This is a genomic window from Pseudomonas sp. GM79 (genome assembly GCF_000282495.1).
Lineage (GTDB): Bacteria > Pseudomonadota > Gammaproteobacteria > Pseudomonadales > Pseudomonadaceae > Aquipseudomonas.
Genome location: NZ_AKJE01000039.1, coordinates 87,905 through 110,134, shown reverse-complemented (window position 1 = coordinate 110,134; position 22,230 = coordinate 87,905). Strand labels below are relative to the sequence as shown.

Below are 22,230 nucleotides of genomic sequence, written 5' to 3'. Positions count from 1 at the left end.
GAACAACGCGTGCAAGAGTTAATCGAGTCGGTAGGACAACTTTCGGCTAAGCAAAGAAAGGCTCTGGCGGTTCTGCTCAAGCAGAAAGGCGTCAACCTTTTTGACATTGCCCCGGTTTTCAAGCGCACGGCTGAAGAACCGTTGTTGCTGTCCTACGCTCAACAGCGCCAGTGGTTTCTCTGGCAATGGGCGCCGCACAGCGCGGCCTACAACATCCCCACGGCCCTGCGCTTGCAGGGCCCGCTGGATGTGGCCGCGTTGCAGCGCAGCGTCCAGGCGCTAATTGAACGTCACGAAACCTTGCGCACGGTGTTCACTCAAGACGCCGGGCAACCCTTGCAAGTGATCCTGCCCGCCGGATCGTTTGCCCTGGATATTCACGAACTGAGCCCTGAGCTGGCGGCAAATCCGCAGGCGTCGATCCAGGCCTTCGTCCAGACCCAGAGCCAGCAAGCTTTCGATTTGCAGACCGGCCCGCTGTTGCGCGCGGCCCTGCTGCAAGTCACCCCGCATGAACATGTGCTGGTGCTGACCTTGCACCACATCGTGTCGGACGGTTGGTCGTTGCAGGTGATGATCGAGGAACTGGTGCAGTTGTATGCCGGTTTCAACCTCGGGCATGACGCCGGGCTGCCGGCCTTGCCGATTCAATACGCCGACTACGCCCTGTGGCAGCGGCAATGGATGGAGGCTGGCGAACAGGAACGTCAACTGACCTACTGGCAACAAAAGCTCGGCGGCGAACAACCGGTGCTGGAGCTGCCCACCGACCGCGCGCGTCCGGTGGAGCAGAGCTTTGCCGGGGCCAGCCATAACCTGATTCTGGACCCTACGCTGAGCGACAGCCTCAAGGCCTTCGCCCGACGGGAAAACGTCACGCTGTTCGTGCTGTTGCTGGCCTCGTTCCAGGCCTTGTTGCACCGCTACAGCGGCCAGGCTGACATCCGCGTCGGTGTGCCGGTGGCCAACCGCGGACGCGTGGAGATCGAGCGTCTGATCGGTTTCTTCGTCAACACTCAAGTACTCAAGGCGGACGTCGACGGGCAAGCCAGCTTCGTCGATCTGCTACGCCAGGTTCGGCAAACCGCCCAGGAAGCCCAGGCACACCAGGACCTGCCGTTCGAACAACTGGTAGAAGCCCTGGAGCCGGGACGCAGCCTGAGCCACAGCCCGTTGTTCCAGGTGATGTTCAATCACCAGGCCGAAAGCCGGATCAGTGTCGAAACCCGCTTGAACGGCTTGAGCATCGAACCGCTGGAATGGCAAAGCGAGACCGCGCAGTTCGACCTGGTGCTGAACACCACCGAGCAGGCCCATGGCATTGAAGCGGTGCTCAAATACGCCACCGATTTGTTCGAGCCAGCGACCATCGAGCGCCTGGCGCAGCACTGGCGCAACCTGTTGCGGGCGATCGTTCAGGACCCGACCCAGCGCATTGCCCAGCTGCCGGTGCTCGATGACGCGCAGCAACAACAACTCCTCGCGCGCTGGAACCCGAGCCCGGTGGTGCACCCGGTCAGCCAGTGCATTCATCAGTTGATCGAGGCTCAGGCCGAGCGTCATCCGCAGGCGCCAGCGGTGGTGTTCGCCGGGCAACGGCTGACGTACGCCGAACTCAATCGCCAGGCCAACCAATGGGCGCATCTGCTGATCGCTCGTGGCGTCGGCCCCGATGTTCGGGTGGGCGTGGCGGTGGAACGTTCGCTGGACATGATCGTCGCCATTGTCGCCGTGCTGAAGGCCGGTGGCGCTTATGTGCCGCTGGACCCGAGCTACCCCGACGACCGTTTGCGCTACATGATCGAGGACAGCGGTATCGAGCTGCTGCTGACCCAGGGCCACCTGTTGGCGCAGCTGCCGATTCCACCGGGGCTGGCTTGCCTGGATTTGAATCAACCTCTGCTGGACAGCAGCACGACCAATCCGCCGTGCATGACTACGGCGGACAACCTCGCGTATGTGATTTACACCTCCGGTTCCACCGGCAAGCCCAAAGGCGCGTTGCTGCCCCATGGCAATGTCATTCGCCTGTTCAGCGCCACCGATCACTGGTTCGGTTTCGGCCCTGAGGACAGTTGGACGCTGTTCCATTCCTACGCGTTCGACTTCTCGGTCTGGGAAATCTTCGGTGCGTTGCTTCACGGCGGCAAACTGGTGGTGGTGCCCCACGACGTCACCCGTTCGCCGGAAGAGTTCTACACCTTGCTCTGCGATGAACAAGTCACCGTTCTGAACCAGACGCCGTCGGCGTTCAAACCGCTGATGCAAGTGGCCAGTGCCTCGTCGCGCAATCATGCACTGCGTTACGTGGTGTTTGGTGGCGAAGCGCTGGAAGTGCAGAGCCTGCGCCCCTGGTTCGAGCGTTTCGGCGACCGCGCGCCGACCCTGATCAACATGTACGGCATCACCGAAACCACCGTGCATGTGACCTACCGCCCGCTGTCCATGGCGGACTTGCAGCAGACCCACAGCAGCCCGATCGGCGAGCCGATTGTCGACCTGTCGTGGTACTTGCTCGATGACGCGCTGAACCTGGTGCCCCAAGGGTGCATCGGCGAGTTGTACATCGCCGGGGCCGGGCTCGCGCGGGGGTATCTGAACCAGTCAGGCATGAGCGCCACCCGGTTCGTCCCGGATCCGTTCAACCCTGTGGCCGGCGAACGCCTGTACCGTACCGGCGACCTGGCGCGGCTGCGCGGTGACGGGGTGATCGAGTACATCGGTCGTATCGACCATCAAGTGAAAATTCGCGGTTTCCGTATCGAGCTGGGGGAAATCGAAACCCAATTGCTCAAGCATGACGCGGTGCGTGAAGCCGTGGTGCTGGCGGTCGATGGGCTCAGTGGGCAGCAACTGGCGACCTGGATTGTGCCGAGCGAGGCACTGGACGCACAGGCCCATGCCGGCTTGCGCGATTCGATCAAGACGCAATTGCGTGAAAGCCTGCCGGACTACATGGTGCCGGTCAGCTGGGTGTTCCTCGATCGCCTGCCGCTGACGGCCAACGGCAAGCTCGATCGCAAGCAACTGCCCAACCCCGATGTAAGCCTGGTGCAAGAAGCTTATGCGGCACCGCGCAGCGAACTCGAACAGCGTTTGGCCGAGATCTGGCAGGACGTGTTGAAAGTCGAGCGGGTCGGGCTCAACGACAACTTCTTCGAACTGGGCGGCGATTCGATCATCTCGATTCAGGTGGTCAGCCGGGCGCGTCAGGCGGGCATTCGCTTCTCGCCCAAGGACATCTTCCAGCACCAGACCGTGCAACGCCTGGCCACCGTCGCGCAGCAGAGCGATGCGGTGCAGGCGATGCAAGGTGATGTGCTCGGCGCTGCCGTGCTGACCCCGATTCAACAGTATTTTTTCGCCACCGAGATTCCTCAGCGTCAGCACTGGAACCAGTCGATCCTGCTGACCCCGGCCGCGCCTCTGCAAGCGGTTGCGCTGGAGCAGGCCTTGGAACATCTGCATCGGCATCACGATGCCTTGCGTCTGCGCTATCGCCAGACCGCAGGTGGCTGGGCGCAGGAGCATGCCGCCGTCGATCAGCCGAACGCACTGTTGCGCAGTGTCGCGTTGCCAGACAGCGAGGCTTTGCCGGCGCTGTGCCTGGAACTGCAGCGCAGCCTGAACCTCAGCGATGGCCCGTTGATCCGCGCGGCCCTGGTGGACTTGCCCGACGCCAGCCAGCGACTGCTGTTGGTGATCCATCACCTGGTGGTCGATGGTGTGTCGTGGCGGATCCTGCTCGAAGACCTGCAAACCGCTTATCAGCAACTGAGCGCTGGCACGCCGTTGCGCCTGCCGGCCAAGACCACGGCGTTCAAGGATTGGGGCGAACGCCTGCAAGGCTATGCGCGCAGCGCCGGGCTGGAAACCGAGCTGGATTACTGGCGCGAGCAACTGGCCGAAGCGCCGGCGGACTTGCCGCTGGACAACCCTGATGGACAACTGCAGAACCGTTTCGAGCGCAGCGTCGATACCCGTCTGGATGCCGAACGCACCCGGCAATTGCTGCAACAGGCACCGGCGGTGTATCGCACCCAAGTCAACGATTTGCTGTTGACCGCACTGGCCCGGGTTTTGTGTGAATGGACCGCCTCCGACAGCGCCCTGGTGCAGCTCGAGGGACATGGCCGCGAAGACCTGTTCGACGACCTCGACCTGAGCCGTACCGTGGGCTGGTTCACCAGCATGTTCCCGGTGCGCCTGACTCCGCAGGCCAGCCTCGAAGCGTCCATCAAGGGCATCAAGGAACAACTGCGCTCGATCCCCAACAAAGGCATCGGCTTTGGCTTGCTACGTTATCTGGGCAACGACGCTGCGCAAGCGGCCCTGAGCGGCGTGTCCCAACCCAAGGTGACGTTCAACTACCTGGGGCAGTTCGATAACAACTTCGACGAAGGCGCCCTGTGGGTGCCGGCCACCGAAAACAGGGGCGCCGGGCAGGACGAACAGGCGCCGATGAGCAACTGGCTGACCATCGACGGCCGCGTTTACCAAGGGCAATTGAGCCTGACCTGGACCTACAGCGGCGACGTGTTCGAAGAGGCGACCATCAACGCCCTGGCCCGCGCTTATGAAGTCGCGCTGGGCGAGTTGATCGACCATTGCCTGAATCATCCGAGCGGCGGCCTGACGCCGTCCGATGTGCCATTGGCCGGGTTGTCCCAGGCACATCTGGACAGCTTGCCGATTACGGCGCAGCGGATCGAGGACATTTACCCGCTGGCGCCGATGCAGCAGGGCATTCTGTTCCACAGCTTGTACGACGCCGATGCCAGCGCTTACGTCTATCAGATGCTGCTGGATATCGACGGTCTGGACGTACCGCGCTTCCAGCAAGCCTGGCAGCGAGTGGTGGATCGTCATGAAGTGCTGCGCGCTGGTTTCATCTGGGGCCGCGACGGCCTCGATACACCGCTGCAAGTGATCAATCGCCAGCTGACCCTGGAAATGCCGGAAGTGGATGTGCGTGGCGAACCGGACCTGCAAGCCGTGCTTGAGGCCCGTGCCTTGGCTGATCGCGAACGCGGTTTCGACTTGCAGAATCCGCCGTTGCTGCGCCTGTGCCTGCTGCGCACCGCCGATGATCGTCATCGCCTGATCTTCACCTGCCACCACATTCTCATGGACGGCTGGAGCAACTCGCGGATGTTTGGCGAAGTGCTGCAGGATTACGCCGGGCATCCGGTGCCGAGTGCTCAGGGCCGTTATCGCGACTTCCTGGCCTGGCTGCAACGCCAGGACAAGGACGCGGCGCAAGCCTTCTGGCGCGGGCAGTTGACCGAACTGGACGAACCGACGCGGCTGGCCTCGGCCTGCCACGGACAAACCGTGCCCGGCCCTGGCAAAGGCGTGCACAAGCTCATCTTTGATGCAGCTTTCACCCAGCGCCTCAACGGTTTCTCGCGCCAGCAGCAAGTGACGCTCAACAGTTTGGTGCAAGCCGCGTGGCTGTTGGTGCTGCAGCGCTACACCGGGCAAAGCAGTGTCGCGTTCGGCGCGACGGTGTCCGGTCGCCCGGTGGACCTGCCGGGTATCGAGCAACAGTTGGGCCTGTTCATCAATACCCTGCCGGTGATCGCCAGCCCGCAAGCGACCTGCAGTGTCCGCGACTGGGTGCGCAGCGTGCAGGACAAGAACCTGCTGCTGCGCGATTACGAACAGACGCCGTTGCAAGACATTCAACGCCTGGCCGCACTCAACGGCGAAGCGTTGTTCGACACCTTGCTGGTGTTTGAAAACTATCCAGTGTCCGACACCCTGGAGGCCAATCCGGGTGGCTTGCGTTTCAGCGGTCTCGAACATCGCGAGCAAACCAACTACGGCCTGACGCTGATTGCCGGTGCCGGCGAGGTGTTGAGCCTGGACTTCAACTACCTCACCGAGCACTTCGCCGAGCGCAGCGTTGTCGGCCTGGCCGCTCATCTGGAAGAAGTGCTGCGCCAGTTCCTCGACGCGCCGCAACGCTTGCTGGGCGAGATCGGCCTGTTGCCGGCGAGCGAGCTGCGCACCCTGGCCGAATGGAATGACCATCACGCCGCGTACCCGGCCCAGGCGTTGATCCATCAGGGCTTCGAAGCCCAGGTCGAAGCGCGGCCACAGGCGATTGCCTTGCGCCATGCCGGCGTTGGGTTGACCTATGCCGAACTCAATCGCCGCGCCAACCAATTGGCCCGTCATCTGCAAACCCTGGGTGTCGGTGCGGAAATCCGCGTGGGCGTGGCGATGCCTCGTTCCGCCGAACTGGTGATTGCCTTGATGGCGGTGCTCAAGGCCGGTGGCACCTACGTGCCGCTGGACCCGGACTACCCGGCGGATCGCCTGGCCTACATGCTCGACGACAGTCAGGCGCGGGTGTTGCTGACCCAGCCACATTTGCTGTCGCAATTGCCCGAGACCCAGGCCCAAGTGGTGTGGGTCGAGGCGGGCGGTCAGGCCTTCGCTGACCTGGCATCGCACAACCTTGAGGGTGGGATTGATTCTGCCAACCTGGCGTATGTGATTTATACCTCCGGTTCAACCGGTAAACCGAAGGGCGTGGCGATTGCTCATCGCAACGTGCAGGCGCTGATTCATTGGTCGCACGAGGTGTACAGCGAAGAGGACCTGCAAGGCGTGCTGGCCTCGACTTCGGTGTGCTTCGACCTGTCGGTGTGGGAGATTTTCGTCACCCTGGCCCGCGGCGGCTCGATCATCATGGCGCGCAACGCCCTGGAATTGCCGGACTTGTCGGAGCGTGATCAGGTGCACCTGATCAACACCGTGCCGTCGGCCATCGCGGCCTTGCAGCGCGCCGGGCAGATCCCTTCAGGCGTGCGCATCATCAATCTCGCCGGGGAACCGCTCAAGCAAGCGCTGGTGGATACGCTGTACCGCGAGACCTCGGTCGAGCACGTTTACGATTTGTACGGCCCGTCGGAAGACACCACTTATTCGACCTGCACCCGCCGCGAAGCCGGCGGCCAGGCCAACATCGGCCGGCCGCTGGTGAACACCACCGCGCACTTGCTCGATGCCCAATTGCAGGCCGCGCCGATTGGCGTTGCCGCCGAGCTGTACCTGGCCGGCGACGGCATTACCCGTGGCTATCTGCTCCGCCCGGGCCTGACCGCCGAGCGCTTTGTGCCCAACCCGCTGGCCAGCAATGGCGAACGGATGTACCGCACCGGCGACCTCACCCGTTTGAGTGAAGACGGTGTGATCGAGTACATCGGCCGCATCGACCATCAGGTCAAGGTGCGCGGGTTCCGTATCGAACTGGGTGAAATCGAAGCGCGATTGCTGGCCCACGACAGCGTGCGCGAAGGCGTGGTGTTGGCGGTGGAAGGCCATAGCGGCCAGCAACTGGTGGCCTACGTGGTGCCGACGCAGTCTGACCTGAGCCCGCAACAGCAGGACGATCTGAGCGAAGCACTCAAGGCCGGACTCAAGGCGCATCTGCCGGATTACATGGTGCCGGCGCAATGGCTGTTCATTGAACAATTGCCGCTGACCCCCAACGGCAAACTCGACCGCAAGGCCTTGCCGACTCCGGACGCCAACCAGCTGCAACGCGATTACGTGGCACCGCGCACTGCACTGGAGCAGCAGATTGCCGGGATCTGGCAAGACATTCTGAAACTCGAGCGGGTCGGCGTGACCGACAACTTCTTCACCCTGGGCGGCGATTCGATCATCTCCATTCAGGTGGTGAGCCGGGCGCGCCAGCAGGGAATCAGCTTCACGCCCAAGGATCTGTTCCAGCAGCAGACCGTCCAGGGGCTGGCCACTGTCGCGCAGCTCGGCAAAGCCCTGGCGCCAACCGATCAAGGCCCGGTGACAGGTGAGACACCGTTGCTGCCGATTCAGCAATGGTTCTTCGAACAACCCTTGCCGCAGCGTCATCACTGGAATCAGTCGGTGCTGCTCAAACCGTTGAACCCTCTGCTGGCCGCGACGCTTGAGCAGGCCTTGCACGCGCTGATCGATCATCACGACGGCCTGCGCCTGGGCTTTACCCAAACCCCAGGCAGCTGGTCGGCGAGCTATCGGACCGTGGAACAACAGCGCCTGTCACCGTTGTGGCTGGAATCGGTCAGTGATGCCGCCCACCTGGAACGCGTCGCCGAACAAGCCCAGCGCAGCCTGGATCTGCAACAAGGCCCGTTGTTGCGCGCGGTGTTGTTCGATTTGCCTGAGGGCGAGCAGCGCTTGTTGTTGATCGTTCATCACCTGGTGGTCGATGGTGTGTCGTGGCGGATCCTGCTGGAGGATTTGCAGGGCAGCTACCGCCAGTTACTGGCCGGCGAACCGTTGGCATTGGCGGCCAAGACCACGTCCTTCAAGCATTGGGCGGAGCAGTTGCAAACTCATGCCCGCAGTGAATCGCTGCTGGGACAACTGCCTTACTGGCAGGCGCAGCGCCCGGACGGCGCGCCGCTGCCGCAAGATAACCCCCAGGGCAGCCTGCAGAGCCGTCATGCCTTGACGCTTTACAGTCGCCTGAACCCGACCTTGACCCGACGACTGCTGCAACAGACCCCGGCGGCTTACCGCACACAGGTCAACGACCTGTTGCTGACGGCGCTGGCACGGGTGATCGCCCGTTGGAGCGAACAGTCGTCGGTGCTGATTCAGCTCGAAGGCCATGGTCGTGAAGATTTGTTCGACGGCCTCGATCTGACCCGCACAGTCGGCTGGTTCACCAGCCTGTTCCCGGTCAAATTGACCCCGACCCAGGAGCTGGCCGGCTCGATCAAGCAAATCAAGGAGCAACTGCGCGCGATTCCGGATCGTGGCATTGGTTACGGTGTGCTGCGTTATCTGGGGGACGAGGCTTGCCAGGCGTCACTGCGAACCCTGCCGACACCGCGTATCACCTTCAACTACCTGGGCCAGTTCGACGGTAGCTTCGATAGCCAGAGCGGTGCCTTGTTCGTGCCGGCCGATGAGGTCAAAGGCGCAGAGCACAGTCACGATGCGCTGCTGGGTAACTGGCTGACGCTCAATGGCCAGGTGTACGGCGGCGAGTTGAGTGTCGGCTGGTCATTCAGCACGCAGATGTTCAACGCCTCGACCATCGAACGCCTGGCCGAGGAGTACACCCGGGAACTGGAGCTGCTGATCGAGCATTGTTGCCAGCCGGACAGCCACGGCGTCACGCCGTCGGACTTCCCGTTGGCGCATCTGGATCAGTCCCGACTGGACGCCTTGCCGATAGCCCCGTCCCGGATCGAAGACATTTATCCGCTGTCGCCGATGCAAGAGGGCATGCTGTTCCATACCTTGTCGGACAATGGTTCCAGCCTGTACGTCAATCAGATCAGTTTGCCGGTGGGCGGTCTGGACGTTGAGCGTTTCCGCAAGGCCTGGGAGGCGGTCATCGAGCGTCAGGCCATCCTGCGCACCAGCTTCCATTGGCACGATGGCTTGGCCAAACCGCTGCAAATTGTCCAGCGTCAGGCGACGCTCGATTTGCAGGTGCTCGACTGGCGCGATCGCGACGCCAGCGAGGCGGACATCGCCGCGCGGGCCGCCGAGGACCGCGCGCGAGGCTTCGAGCTGACCCATGCGCCACTGCAGCGAGTGTTGTTGATTCGCAGCACTGAAGATCAGTATCAGATGGTCTGGACCAGTCACCACATCCTGATGGACGGCTGGAGCAGCTCGCGACTGTTTGGTGAGGTGATCCAGCATTACGCCAAGGGTGAAATCAGCGCTGAAAACGGCCGCTACCGCGACTTCATCGCCTGGTTGCAAGCCCAGGACCAGGACGCCCGGGAGCTGTTCTGGAAAGCCCGGCTGGCCCCGGTCAACGAGGCGACGGCGTTGAGCCAGGCCATCCATCCCCGGCATGTGTCCGATGAACCCGGCCACAACGCCATTTACTCCCATTGGGACGCGCAACAGACCGGTCGTCTGCTGCAGTTCTGCCGCGATCTGCGGATTACCCCGAACACCTTGATCCAGGGCGCATGGTTGCTGCTGTTGCAGCGTTACACCGGGAAAAACACCGTGACCTTTGGCGCCACGGTATCCGGGCGTCCCGAGAGTTTGCCCAATGTCGGCAACATGCTGGGGCTGTTCATCAACACCTTGCCGATCATTCAGACGCTGGAACCGGATCAGCCCCTGGCAGACTGGCTGAACCGGATCCAGGCTTACAACCTGGATATCCGCGACCATTCCCAGGCCCCGTTGGCGGACGTGCAACGCTGGTCCGGCCTGGGCGGGCAGGCGCTGTTCGACAGCATCATCGTGTTCGAGAACTACCCGATCGACGACCGCCTGCAAGAGGACAACGATAGCGGCTTGAGCTTCGGCAAATCCATCGGCCATGACGTGACGAACGTGCCGATGGACCTGGCGGTGACGCTCGGCGACGAATTGTCGATTGAATACCTGTACCTGCGCAGCCACTTCAGTGCCGAGGCGGTGGAGGGTATTCGCCTGACCCTGGAAAACACCCTTGAAGCGATGATGCGTGCGCCTGACGAACGCCTGGGTAACCTGCAGCGCCTGTCGCTTGAACAATGGCAGGCGATGCAAACCTGGAGCGCCGAGCCGCCAGCGGATCATCAGCCGCAACTGTTGCCGGAGCTGATCAGCCGACACGCCTTGAGTCAGCCCGAGGCCATTGCGGTGCAATGCGCCGGGCTGAGCCTGAGTTACGGCGAACTGGAGCGACGGGCCAATCGTCTGGCCCATTGCTTGATCGAGCATGGCGCGGGGCCGGAGGTGGTGATCGGCGTGGCGCTGCCGCGTTCGCTGGAAATGGTCGTCAGCTTCCTCGCCGTGCTCAAAAGCGGCGCGGCGTATGTGCCGCTGGACATTGATTATCCGCCGGAGCGTCTGGCGTACATGATCGAAGATTCCGGCATGGCGCTGCTGCTGACCCAGAGCAGCCTGCGGGCAACGTTACCGGCGCCTGAGGGCCGGTTGCGCCTTGAACTGGATCAGCTCGACGAATCCCGTTATGCCGATGAGGCGCCGGTGTGTCGCGTGCTGGAGCAAGGGCTGGCCTATCTGGTTTACACCTCGGGTTCCACCGGCCGGCCAAAAGGCGTGGCGGTCACCCAAGGGCCGCTGAGCATGCACTGTCAGGCCATCGCCACACTGTATGAAATGGACACCCGCAGTTGCGAGCTGCACTTCATGTCGTTCGCCTTCGACGGTGCCCATGAGCGCTGGTTGAGTACGCTGTACAGCGGCGGCCGGCTGGTGGTGCGGGACGGTTGCCTGTGGACGCCGGAGCAGACTTATCAGGCGCTGCACGAGTACGGCGTGACCATCGCCTGCTTCCCGCCGGCCTACCTCAAGCAACTGGCCGAGTACGCCGCGGCCAGCGCAATTGCACCGCCACCGGTGCGCATCTATTGCTTCGGTGGCGATGCGGTGCCGGACCAGACCTTCGAACAGGTCAAGGCGGCGCTGCGTCCCGAGTACTTCACCAACGGCTACGGCCCGACGGAAACCGTGGTCACGCCGATGTTGTGGAAAGTGCCGGTGAGCCAGCAGTGTGAAGCGGCCTATGCGCCGATCGGCCGGGCAGTGGGGGCACGTTCCCTGTATGTGCTGGATGAAGAACTGAATCCGCTGCCGCCCGGTTTTGCTGGCGAGTTGTACATCGGTGGCTACGGGGTTGCCCGTGGTTATCACGGTCGGCCAGACCTGACCTGCGAGCGCTTCGTGCCCAATCCGTTTGCCGGCGGCGAGCGGTTGTACCGCACCGGCGACCTGGTGCGCTTGCGCCAGGACGGCGTGGTCGATTACGTCGGCCGCATCGACCATCAGGTCAAAGTGCGCGGGTTCCGCATCGAGCTGGGTGAAGTCGAGGCCAGCCTGCGGCAACTGGCGCAGGTCAGCGACGCCCTGGTGATCGCCCGGGACAATGCCTCCGGCAAGCAACTGATCGGTTATGTCGTCACTGATGCTGGCCAGCAGTTGGGTGATGAACTCAAGGCCGGTCTGCGCAGCACTTTGCCTGAATACATGGTGCCGGCGCAGATCGTTTGCCTCAGTGCCTTCCCGATCACCCCCAACGGCAAGCTCGACCGCAAGGCATTGCCCGAGCCGGAGTTCAAAAGCGAGGAATACGTCGCCCCGCGCAATCAACAGGAGCAACTGCTGGCGGACATCTGGGCGCAGGTGTTGCAGGTGGAGCAGGTCGGTATCAGCGACAACTTCTTCGAACTGGGTGGCGACTCGATCCTGAGCCTGCAAGTGATTTCCCGGGTCAGGAACCACCCGACCCTGCAGATGGACCTCAAGCTGCGCGATCTGATGCGCTACCAGACCATCGCCGGCATCGTCGAACAGGACGTGGTCAAGGCGGGCACCGCACAACCGGCGGTGGACCTCACCCATGTGGCCAGCGAGGGGCTGTTCAATCTGCTGCCGATTCAGGAGTGGTTCTTTGCCGAGGGCATGGCCGAGTCTCATCACTACAACCAGTCGTTTTTGCTGAGTGCGCGTCAGACGCTGGATCTGGATGCCCTGGAACAGGCACTGGGCTGGATCGAAAACCACCACGACACCTTGCGCCTGCGCTTCTGTCAGGAAGGCGGGCGCTGGTTGCAGCGCTATGCCGCACCGACCGAGCGCCGCGAGCCGCTGCTGTGGCGCCGCGAGGTCGAGAGCAGTGAGCAGGTCGAAGCCTTGGCCAACCTGACTCAGCGCAGCCTCAAACTCGACGATGGACCGGCCTGGCGTGTGGTGCACATCGCCTTGCCGGACGGCCAGGCGCGGCTGTTGATGGTTATCCACCATCTGGTGGTCGACACCGTGTCGTGGCGGATTCTGCTCGACGACTTGAAGGTGGCCTATGAGGCCTGTGTGATGGGCATCGAACCGCAATTGCCGATCCGCACCAGCAGCTATCGCGCATTTGCCGAAGCGTTGCAGGCGCAGGCGCCGGTGATTGCCGAGCAGGAATTGGCCTACTGGCTGGAACAACTGGATCAGCCGGGTATCGACCTGCCGTGCGACAACCGTCGCGGCAAGAATCAGGTGCGGCACCAGGCTCAGACGCGGCTCAAGTTGTCCCGCGAGCACACCGAACAGTTGCTCAAGCAGGCGCCAGCGGTCTATCGCACGCAGATCAACGATTTGCTGCTGTCGGCCCTGAGCCGGGCGTTGTGCCGCTGGAGCGAACAGTCGTCGGCGCTGATTCTGCTGGAAGGGCACGGCCGCGAGGACCTGTTCGAGAACATCGACCTGAGTCGCAGCCTGGGCTGGTTCACCAGCATGTTCCCGGTCCGGCTCACCCCCGACAGCGCGGACATCGGCGCGTCGATCGTCAACGTGCAAGCGCAGTTGGCGGCCATCCCGCAGAAGGGCATCGGCTACGGCGTGTTGCGTCACCTGGCCGGCCCGCAACTGGCTCGCCAGTTGGCTGACCTGCCGCAGGCACGGGTGACGTTCAACTATCTGGGCCAGTTCGACCAGAGCTTCGACGAGCAAGCCTTGCTGGTGCCGGCGCTGGAAGAAACCGGCGACAACTACAGCCTGCAGGCCAATCTGGGCAACTGGCTGGAGATTGTCGGCCAGGTGTACGACGGTCAGTTGGCGCTGCGTTGCATCTACAGCACCCAGCGTTATCGGGCCAGCACCATGGAGCGGCTCATGCAGGATTATCAGCGCGAGCTTGAGGCGTTGATCGAGCATTGCATGGCGCGGGTGGGCTGAGAGCCGGGGTTTTAATCATTGCTGGGGGGCGTTGCTCAGGCGCGCCCCTTTTTTACGGACATAAGGATTCTTTCGATGTCGTTACACCCTGATCTGGAAGCCTTCCTCGACCTGGCGCAAGACGGCCAGGACGCAGGCCAGCCAGCGCTGCATCAACTGACCCCGGCCGAGGCGCGGGCGATCTTCGAGCAAACCACCGCGCAATTGCGTTGGAATGCCCCTCAGGATATTGATGTGCTGGAGGTCAGCACCACGGCCCGGGACGGTGCGCCGATGGCGTTGCGTTTGTATCGCCCGAGCGGGGCGGCGGCACCGATGCCGGTGCTGGTGTATTTCCATGGCGGTGGTTTTGTAGTGGGCAGCCTGGACTCCCATGACGGTGTCTGCCGCGAATTCTGCCGGCGTACGCCGTGCGCGGTGTTGTCGGTTGGCTATCGGCTGGCGCCGGAGCATCGTTTCCCGACAGCGCTGGAGGACGGTGAAGACGCCTTGTCCTGGCTGGCGGAACAGGCGCTGGCCCTGGGGCTGGATGCCGGTCGCGTCGCGTTCGGCGGTGACAGTGCCGGTGCCACGCTGGCGACGGTGCTGGCCTTGCAAGCAGTGGTTCAGCCACACACCGTGGCCATCGTCCCCAAGGTGCAGTTGCTGTGTTATCCGGTCACTGATGCGTCGCGCACCCACGATTCGCGTTTGTTGTTCAGTGAGGGGTATTTGCTGGAGAACGACACGCTGGACTGGTTTTACCAGCACTACGCCCGCAGCCCCGAAGATTTGCTGGACTGGCGCTTCTCACCGTTGCTGGCTGAGGACTTGCGCGGGGTTGCGCCGGCGATTGTCGTCCTGGCCGGGTTCGATCCGTTGCTCGATGAAGGCCAGGCTTACGTCGATAAACTGCGTGCGCAGGGGGTGAGTGTCGAACTCGAACATTGCCCGGGGCTGACTCATGACTTGCTCAGATTGGCCTCGGTCATGCCGGATGTGCTGGGTGTGCATGAAAGCTTGAGTCGGGCGCTGAGTCGGCATTTGGGTTGAGCGTAAAGCTTCAAGATCAAAAGATCGCAGCCTTCGGCAGCTCCTACAGGTTCGGTGTTCGCCGTGGAGGTAGTTGTCGAGGTTCGTGAAAACACCGCAAAACTTTGCAGGCAGCCACGCTGTTGTGGCGAGGGAGCTTGCTCCCGCTGGGCTGCGAAGCGGCCCCAAACCCGGCAGTCACGGTTTTTCAGATGCACCGCACGCTCAGGTTTTGCGACTGCTGCGCAGCCGAGCGGGAGCAAGCTCCCTCGCCACAGGTTCTTCGCTAGCCTCGTGGATCGAAGTTATCCAGCACCCGGTTCACTGCCAGCTCCCCGAGCATGACCACCGATTGAATCCCCAGCATCATGTTGCGATGTGGCATGTCCATCAACCCGGCGAACTCACTGAGCATCATGCTTGCTGACGCCAGGGATTCGCAGGCGTTGACCAGCAGGGTTTCGTTATCGACCTCGGCGCCGACATGGTAAATGGTGCTGGGTTTGCGCTTGGTGTCTTTGGGGATGGGCGGCTTGAGGTAGTAATCGAGGGCACGATCGGCGGCTTCGTTGAGTTTTTTGGAATCGAGGGATTCGTAGGGGGATGCCGGATCGGTTTCCGGGGGATTGGGTGTGGCTTTGAACATATGACGCTCCTAGAGTTATGGAGCCGCTACACATCGCTGCTAAACGAAAAAGAGGTGGCGGCTATACGCGGGTTAGCAGACCAGGACTCTAGAACCCGGCGCACCGAAGTGCCCCACGCAAAGCCGCCATAACATGACCGGCGAACGTTGTGCGTCTAGAGATGACCCGGGCTGCTAAACCCGATCGCTGATTGGTCAGCGACCCGGAAACGATAGAGTCCGGCCTCAAGGCGCACAAGCCGGCGGATTCTGGCGTAGTCGTAGGCAGCGGCGCAAGGCTGTGTAGCCTGAGTGAGTGTCTGGAAGTGTCGTTTAAACAGTGCCTGTTTATTGGTCTGACTGTGGATTTTGTGGTGGATGGGCTGGCCCCTTCGCGAGCAAGCCCGCTCCCACAGGGGATCTTCGGTGAACACACTATCTGCGTACGCCTGGGATCAAATGTGGGAGCGGGCTTGCTCGCGAAGAGGCCCGCTGGAACACCCTCGAACTTTCAGTTAAACCAAAAAAGAAGTCATCGTTCAAAATTTGAATGATTCTGTAAGTTGACCTGACTCCTGCCTGAGTAGAGGCCACGCTGTCGTCCACCCCTTGGACTTCAAGCGCTCTTGGTACATCGCTGTTTTTTCTTCAGTAAATCTCCAAGTGGGTCTGATGATCAGGTTGAAAAGATCATCCAGTCCCAAGGGGGCAGATACTTCACAGGTGTTTTCTTCGCGCAATCTGACGGCTATTGCCGTTGCTGTCTCTGGCCAGTAACGCATTGCATCCGTAGTGCAGATGTAAGGTTTATCGCCGTTCTGAACATGCATCCTCGCCTGGTTTTTTACTGACCAGAGGACTGTCGGGTCCAAATCTCGCAGAGCTGCTTCTAAAGCCCTGTCATCTGAGAGGGTGCAGTGACATGGATCAAACCAGATTACATCGACGTCGCTCGAGATAGGGGACGGGAAGCGTCCGTGTAAGTGATCCCAAACCGCGTTCCGGACAAAACCTGCACCGATCCAACAATCCGGCAACCCCAGGGAATGAACAAGCTGGAGTAGACGCCATCGAGCGGGGACTTCTGAAATGATTGTCTGGACTCTTGAAGCGTTATTCACTGACACCTCCAAGCTCGTTGGGTAGAAAGATTTCCCGCGCTACAGCCTATAGGGTGTGCGGGAGATGTCGATTAAACATCGCCTGTTTATTGGTCTGACTGTGGATCTTGTGGTGGCTGTACCGGCTCCTTCGCGAGCAAGCCCGCTCCCACAGGGGATCTTCGGTGCACACACTATTTGTGTACGCCTGGGATCAAATGTGGGAGCGGGCTTGCTCGCGAAGAGGCCCGCTGGAACACCCTCGAACTTTCAGAACCACCGTCCTTTTCCCGCACAAAAAAACGCCCCGCAATTGCGGGGCGTTTTCATTGAGGCTGCAATCAGAAGTCAGCCTTGACCGACATCACGAAGTTGCGCGGTTCACCGTAGAAGTTACCCCAGCCTTCGGAACCGATCGTGGCGTAGTAGCGCTTGTCGAACAGGTTGTTGCCGTTCAGAGCCACGGACCAGGTGTCGTCGATGCGATAGCCGATGCGACCGTTCCAGACGGCGTAGCCTGCCTGGGTGATGTTCTTGCCGCTGCTCGCCGAAGTGCGGTAGTTGCTGCTTTGGGCATTGACGCCGGCACCGACGGTGACGCGTTCCAGCGGGCCGCTGAGCGCATAGTCGCCCCACACGCGCAGCAAGTGGCGCGGGACATAGGTGTTGTACGACACGCCATCCTGACTGACATCGGCGTCTTCCAGAATCTTGGTCTGGGTGTAGGTGTAGCCGGCGAGCAATTGCAGACGGTCGATGACTTCACCGCTGACTTCAGCTTCGAAGCCCTGGGCGCGGACTTTGCCGGAGTTCAGCGAGCAGCTGCTGTCCGGGCAGGCCGGGTCATCCTGCGCTGCATCTTTCTGGACGGTGCGGAACAGGTTGACGGCGCTGTTCAGGCGACCGTCGAACCATTCACCTTTGATCCCCAGTTCATAGCTCTGGCCGATCAATGGCTTGAGCGTCGAACCGTTGATGGTCTTGTAGTTGCCTTGCGGGGTGAAGATATCCGCGTAGCTGGTGTAGACGGTCAGGTTGTCGTTGATGTCGAACAGCAGCGCGGCGAACGGGGTGACTTGCCCGGTTTCCTTGGCCTCGGAGCTTGTCGGTGTGCCTTCGCCGCGCCAGAACGAGACGGAGTCGGTTTCGGACTTGTACCAGCTGACGCGGCTACCCAGTACGAAGGTCAGCGGATCGGCCAGTTTCAGGCGTGCCGTGGAGTAGGCGCCGTATTGCTTGATCCGCATGTCCACCGGCCCCCCTCGGGTGGCGTTGGCCAGGTAAAAACTTTCATCCGGCTGGGGCAGGTGATGGTTGGGGTTCAGCACATTCTGGCTCTGAGGCAGGAGGGCCACGGCGTAGAAGTCGTCCTTGTGGGAGCGGCTGGCGTTGGCACCGACGATCAGCTCGTGCTCTTGGCCGAATGCGTCGAACTTGCCGTCCACATAAGCGTCGAGGCCGTAGTCGACCTGATCGTAGTCAAAGATGCTGCCGATCATCGCGGTACTGGTGCTGGTGGCGCCAAGCGGTACCGAACCACTCGGGAAGGCGTATTCCATGTCCTGGGTGTTTTTCGAGTAAACCCCCGCGACCTTCAGCGCCCAGTTGTCGTTGAACTCGTGTTTCAGGTCGCCAAAATAAGTGGCCCGCTTGCTGCGCTGGTTGTTCCAGGCGGTATTCAGGCACGTGGAGCGAGAGAGCTTCAGGTCGCTGCCATCGGCGTAGCGCGGCAAGCCGCCCCAGCATGGAGTGGCATCGACGTCTTCATAGGCCATGCCCAGGCCCAGGGTGGTGTAGTCGCTCAGGTCGAAATCCAGCGCTGTGTAGTAGATCTGGTCCCTGCGTTCGGCCACGTCATAGAAATACTGACGGGTCTGCTGGGTCACCACGGCCCGGCCACGGATGGTGCCGGCGTCGTTCAGCGGGCCGCCGGTGTCGACCTGGCCACGGTAGTTGTCCCAGGTCCCGGCAGACAACGACAGTTGAGTGTGCGGGGTGTCCTGGCCGCGCTTGCGCACGAAGTTCACACCGCCTGCGGTGCCCCCGGCGCCCTTCATCATCCCGGCCGCACCGCGCAACACTTCGACCCGATCATAGATCGCCATGTCGCTGTTGAAGGCATCGGCCTGCACGTAGCTGCTGCCGATGTCCAGCGGCACGCCGTCGTACTGGTACTGGCCGGTCATGCGGAAACCCCGGGAGTAGAAATACTTGCCACCCATGGGCGAATCGTAAACGGTGATGCCCGGGGTCTTTTCCATGACCTGTTCGATGGTGTTCAGGTTCTGGTCATCGAGCATCTTGCGCGTGATGACGGTGATCGACTGCGGGGTTTCCCTGAGCGAGTGCTCGCCCTTGCCAATGGTCACCGCACCGGTGGTGTAGGAGTTGCTGCCTTCGGTGGTCGCGCCCAACCGCTGACCGTTGATGCTGGTCGGTGCCAGTTCCATCGCGCTGCCGGTGGCCGGCGCCAGCAGGGTGACCGTGTTGCCGTCGCGTTGATGGCGGATCCCGGTGCCCTTGAGCATCGCGTTCAGCGAATCATCTTCCTGGTAGCGGCCGTTGAGGGCACTGGAGCGTAGGTTCTGAATGCTCTCGGGGCTGTAGATGATTTGCAGATTGGTCTGTTGACCAAGAGTCTGCAGCGCCTGAGCCAATGGCTGGGCCGGGATGTTCAGGGTCCATTCCTGGGCCTGGACATACGGCGTCATCGCCAGGGTCATTGCCAGGCCGAGGCCGGTGGACGTCATGCGCGAGCGAGTGGTGCTGCTCATTAACAGGGCGCGGGTCAGAGGTCGAAGCATGAAACGGGATGCGGACATGAGGTTAAGACCTTGGCAGGTATAGTTGGTAATGGTTCTTATTCATCTCATTAAGACGAGGAGGCCGCGGCAAACCGGAAAATTATTTTTCCGGTCCAGGGGCAATGCCGGTCATGTAGGAGCCAGCGGTGCGGCGATCCGACTTGCCGGCGAAGGCACTTTCAAGGACGCCTTCGCCGGCAAGCCTGGCTCCTACACGGCCTTCGTCAGTCAGGCGGGTTGCAGTTCGCTTTTGACCTTGCCGGCCTCCATGCGCACCAGTTGATCGGCCACGTCGAAATAGCGGTCATCGTGGGAGATGACGATGATGGTCTTGCCCAGTCGCTTCAGGTCGGGCAGCAGTTCGGTGTAGAAAATGCGGCGGAAGGTCGGATCCTGATCGGCCGCCCATTCGTCGAACACCAGCACCGGCCGTTCTTCGAGCCAGGCATTGACCAGCGCCAGGCGTTTGCGCTGGCCGGTGGAAAGATCGGTGGTGCTGAACGCGCCGTCGCGCACGCTGACCTTGTGCGCGATCTCCAGCCGTTCGAGGTAGCGCGTGGCATCCTGCGGCACTTGTCGGTCGCCCTGAATCAGGTCGTCGAACAGGTAATAGTCGGCAAATATCGTGGTGAAATTCTGCCGGTAGTCATCGCGGTTGAGCGCGGTGATCGGCTGGTCGTTCACGCGGATTTCGCCTTCGGTGGGCGCATAAAGACCCAGCAGCAGTTTGATCAGCGTGGTTTTGCCACACCCGTTCTCACCCACGATGAAGACAATGTCGCCTTGCTCGATGCGCAGGTTGACCGGGCCGAGGCGGAAGGGCTCGCTGCCTTCCACCGGCGGGAAGGCGTAACGCACGTTGCTCAGTTCCAGGCTGTGGACCGGGCCGGGTTTGTAGCCCTGGTCTTCCAGCAGCAGGTGCGGTTCCGGGGAGGAAAATTGTTCGCTGAGCTCGGCGATCCGGCGAAACGCAATCTGCGCACGGCTGATGATCGGCAGGGTGCTGACCAGGTGTTCCAGCGGTCCTTTCATGTACAGCAGCACCAACACAAAACCGCTCATCACGACCTTGTCGGCACTGGGCCAGAACGATTGCAGGGCCAGCGCCAGGCCAATGACCACGAAGAACAGCATCGAGCCGAACGACTTGGCAATGACGAAGGTATTGATCGAGCGGATCTGGGTATCACAGATTTTCTCGGCGGTTTTCTGGATGCCGGACACGAACATCCGCTGACGCCGCGGGCGGTGGATGCGCAACTCCTTGGCCCCTTCGGCGATGGCGTTGTAGTGCTTTTGCAACTCGTCTTCGGAGTCTCGCGCCGCGTAGAAACCGCGCATGCCTTTGGCCCGTGCGATGGCCTGGAGGGTGGTGCCGATGGCGATGGCCACCAGCATCATCAGGAACATCGGCCACGACAGCATGGCCAGGTAGCCGAGGCAACCGAGGGTCACGGTCAGGGAAATCGCCAACGGCGCGAAGGCGAAGGCGAAATCGCTGATGGTGTCCACGTCATGGGTCAGCACCGGGATCAACCGGTGGCTGCGGTAGCGCTCGATCTGGTCGATTGGCGCCGACAGCACTTTCTCCCCCAGCTCTTTGCGCAGCCTGGCGATGATGTGCTGACCGACGTAGTTGGTGCCGATGTCGGACACAATCGTGGTCAGTAGCGCCAGCACGCAAAGCCCGGCGAAAATCATCACCACGGTGCGGGTCAGGCCGTCAGCGGAATGCAGGGCATTGTTGATGGTCGCCAGCAACACGGTGACGCTCAGGCCACCGATCATGCCGAGCACGATGGACACAGAGACGATCAGGCGGAAGGGCTTGAGCAGGGCGAACAATTCGTTGATCGCCCCACGCGTTGGCTTGGTCATGGAGGATTCCTGCTTCGATGCGGAGGGAGTGCCGGTACTTAAGGAAAACGAATGGTCGGGGACTTTATTTAAACGGTCGCGGACGGTAATTGCCGGTTAGTCACAAGACCTGTGGTGAGCGAAATTCCTGTGGGAGCGGGCTTGCTCGCGAAGACGTCGGCACAGTCAACATTGATGTCGCCTGACACACCGCTTTCGCGAGCAAGCCCGCTCCCACAGGTTCCGCGCCCCTCGCCACAGAGGATTCAGAGCTCACGCACTACACGAAACCCCAGCCAGTCACCGCTGCTAGTGGGCAGGCTGCTGTTGCGATTGCCGGAGCGGGAAAACACCGGTGCCTCGCCCCAGTCGTTGCCGCGCATGACCTGGCGTTTGCAGTTCTGCTCCAGCCACGGGCTGCCGTCGCTGGGTACACCGACATAGTCTTCGCGGTAGCAGTCGGCGACCCACTCGTAAACGTTGCCGTGCATGTCGAACACACCAAAGGCGTTGGCCGGGAAAGTGCCGGCCGGGGAGGTGAAGTTGTAGCCGTCGGCGGCGCCGTAGGTGTTGGCGTTTTTGGAGATCTGGTAATCGGCGCCTTCATCGAACGCAAATGGGAAAGCCCCGCTACTGCCGGCGCGGGCGGCGTACTCGCGGATCGACTCGCTGGGCATGCGATAGGCATGACCGGTTTTATTCGACAGCCAGGCGATGTAGCCCTCGGCTTCGGCCGCGTTCATGCACACGGCCGGGTGGCGCGCGGTCTGTTTGAAGCTGGGTTTGCCGGCGGTGCAGCGACGTCCCGGGCGATCATCGAAGTCGGCGGGGGTGTTGCCGGTGGCGCGCACGTAGGCGTCCCATTCGCCGGCCAGTACCTGGAAGCGGCTGATGGCGAAAGGGCGGGTGAAGGTCACTTCATGCAGCGGACCTTCATCGGGCTGGTGGCCGACTTCATCCGCTGGCGTGCCCATGGTGTAGCGGCCGGCGGGCAGCACGACCATTTCCGGACAGTCCTTGCAGTCCTTGAACACCTTGCCGGGGGCGGGCGGGTTCGCGGCCTGGGCGGTGCCGGGCAGCAGACCGGCGAGCAGTGCGGTCAGCGCCAGGGCCGATAGGGTTCGCAGGGAAGAGGGCATATGGAGCGTTTTCATAAGTCGTCTCG

Annotated in this window: 7 protein-coding genes; 2 read left to right on the top strand and 5 right to left on the bottom strand. The window is 61.8% G+C overall.

Annotated elements, in window-relative coordinates; translation table 11 throughout:
- The first annotated feature begins 9 nt into the window (after positions 1–9).
- Complete coding sequence (locus PMI36_RS17325) at positions 10–13,668, top strand: non-ribosomal peptide synthase/polyketide synthase (RefSeq protein ID WP_008071248.1); 13,659 nt, start codon at positions 10–12, stop codon at positions 13,666–13,668.
- 75 nt (positions 13,669–13,743) lie between these two features.
- The gene (locus PMI36_RS17330; RefSeq protein WP_008071247.1) at positions 13,744–14,700 is read left to right on the top strand and encodes an alpha/beta hydrolase; all 957 of its coding nucleotides are present in this window, start codon (positions 13,744–13,746) and stop codon (positions 14,698–14,700) included.
- 265 nt (positions 14,701–14,965) lie between these two features.
- Here PMI36_RS17330 and PMI36_RS17335 read toward each other — a convergent pair whose 3' ends face one another.
- From PMI36_RS17335 to pvdO, 5 genes are all read right to left on the bottom strand, one after another.
- A complete protein-coding gene (locus tag PMI36_RS17335; RefSeq protein ID WP_008071246.1) occupies positions 14,966–15,325 on the bottom strand; it encodes a DUF6124 family protein in 360 nt (119 codons plus the stop codon).
- A 518-nt stretch (positions 15,326–15,843) separates the two neighbouring features.
- On the bottom strand, positions 15,844–16,425 hold the full coding sequence (locus PMI36_RS30490) for a nucleotidyltransferase family protein (RefSeq protein ID WP_008071245.1): 582 nt from the start codon (positions 16,423–16,425) through the stop codon (positions 15,844–15,846).
- Between the two features lie 320 nt (positions 16,426–16,745).
- Complete coding sequence (locus tag PMI36_RS17340) at positions 16,746–19,226, bottom strand: TonB-dependent siderophore receptor (RefSeq protein WP_008071244.1); 2,481 nt, start codon at positions 19,224–19,226, stop codon at positions 16,746–16,748.
- 210 nt (positions 19,227–19,436) lie between these two features.
- Positions 19,437–21,086, bottom strand: coding sequence for a cyclic peptide export ABC transporter (locus PMI36_RS17345; RefSeq protein ID WP_008071232.1), 1,650 nt, complete (start codon positions 21,084–21,086; stop codon positions 19,437–19,439).
- A 245-nt stretch (positions 21,087–21,331) separates the two neighbouring features.
- The gene (gene pvdO, locus PMI36_RS17350) at positions 21,332–22,219 is read right to left on the bottom strand and encodes a dihydropyoverdine dehydrogenase (protein ID WP_008071230.1); all 888 of its coding nucleotides are present in this window, start codon (positions 22,217–22,219) and stop codon (positions 21,332–21,334) included.
- Between the last annotated feature and the right edge of the window lie 11 nt (positions 22,220–22,230).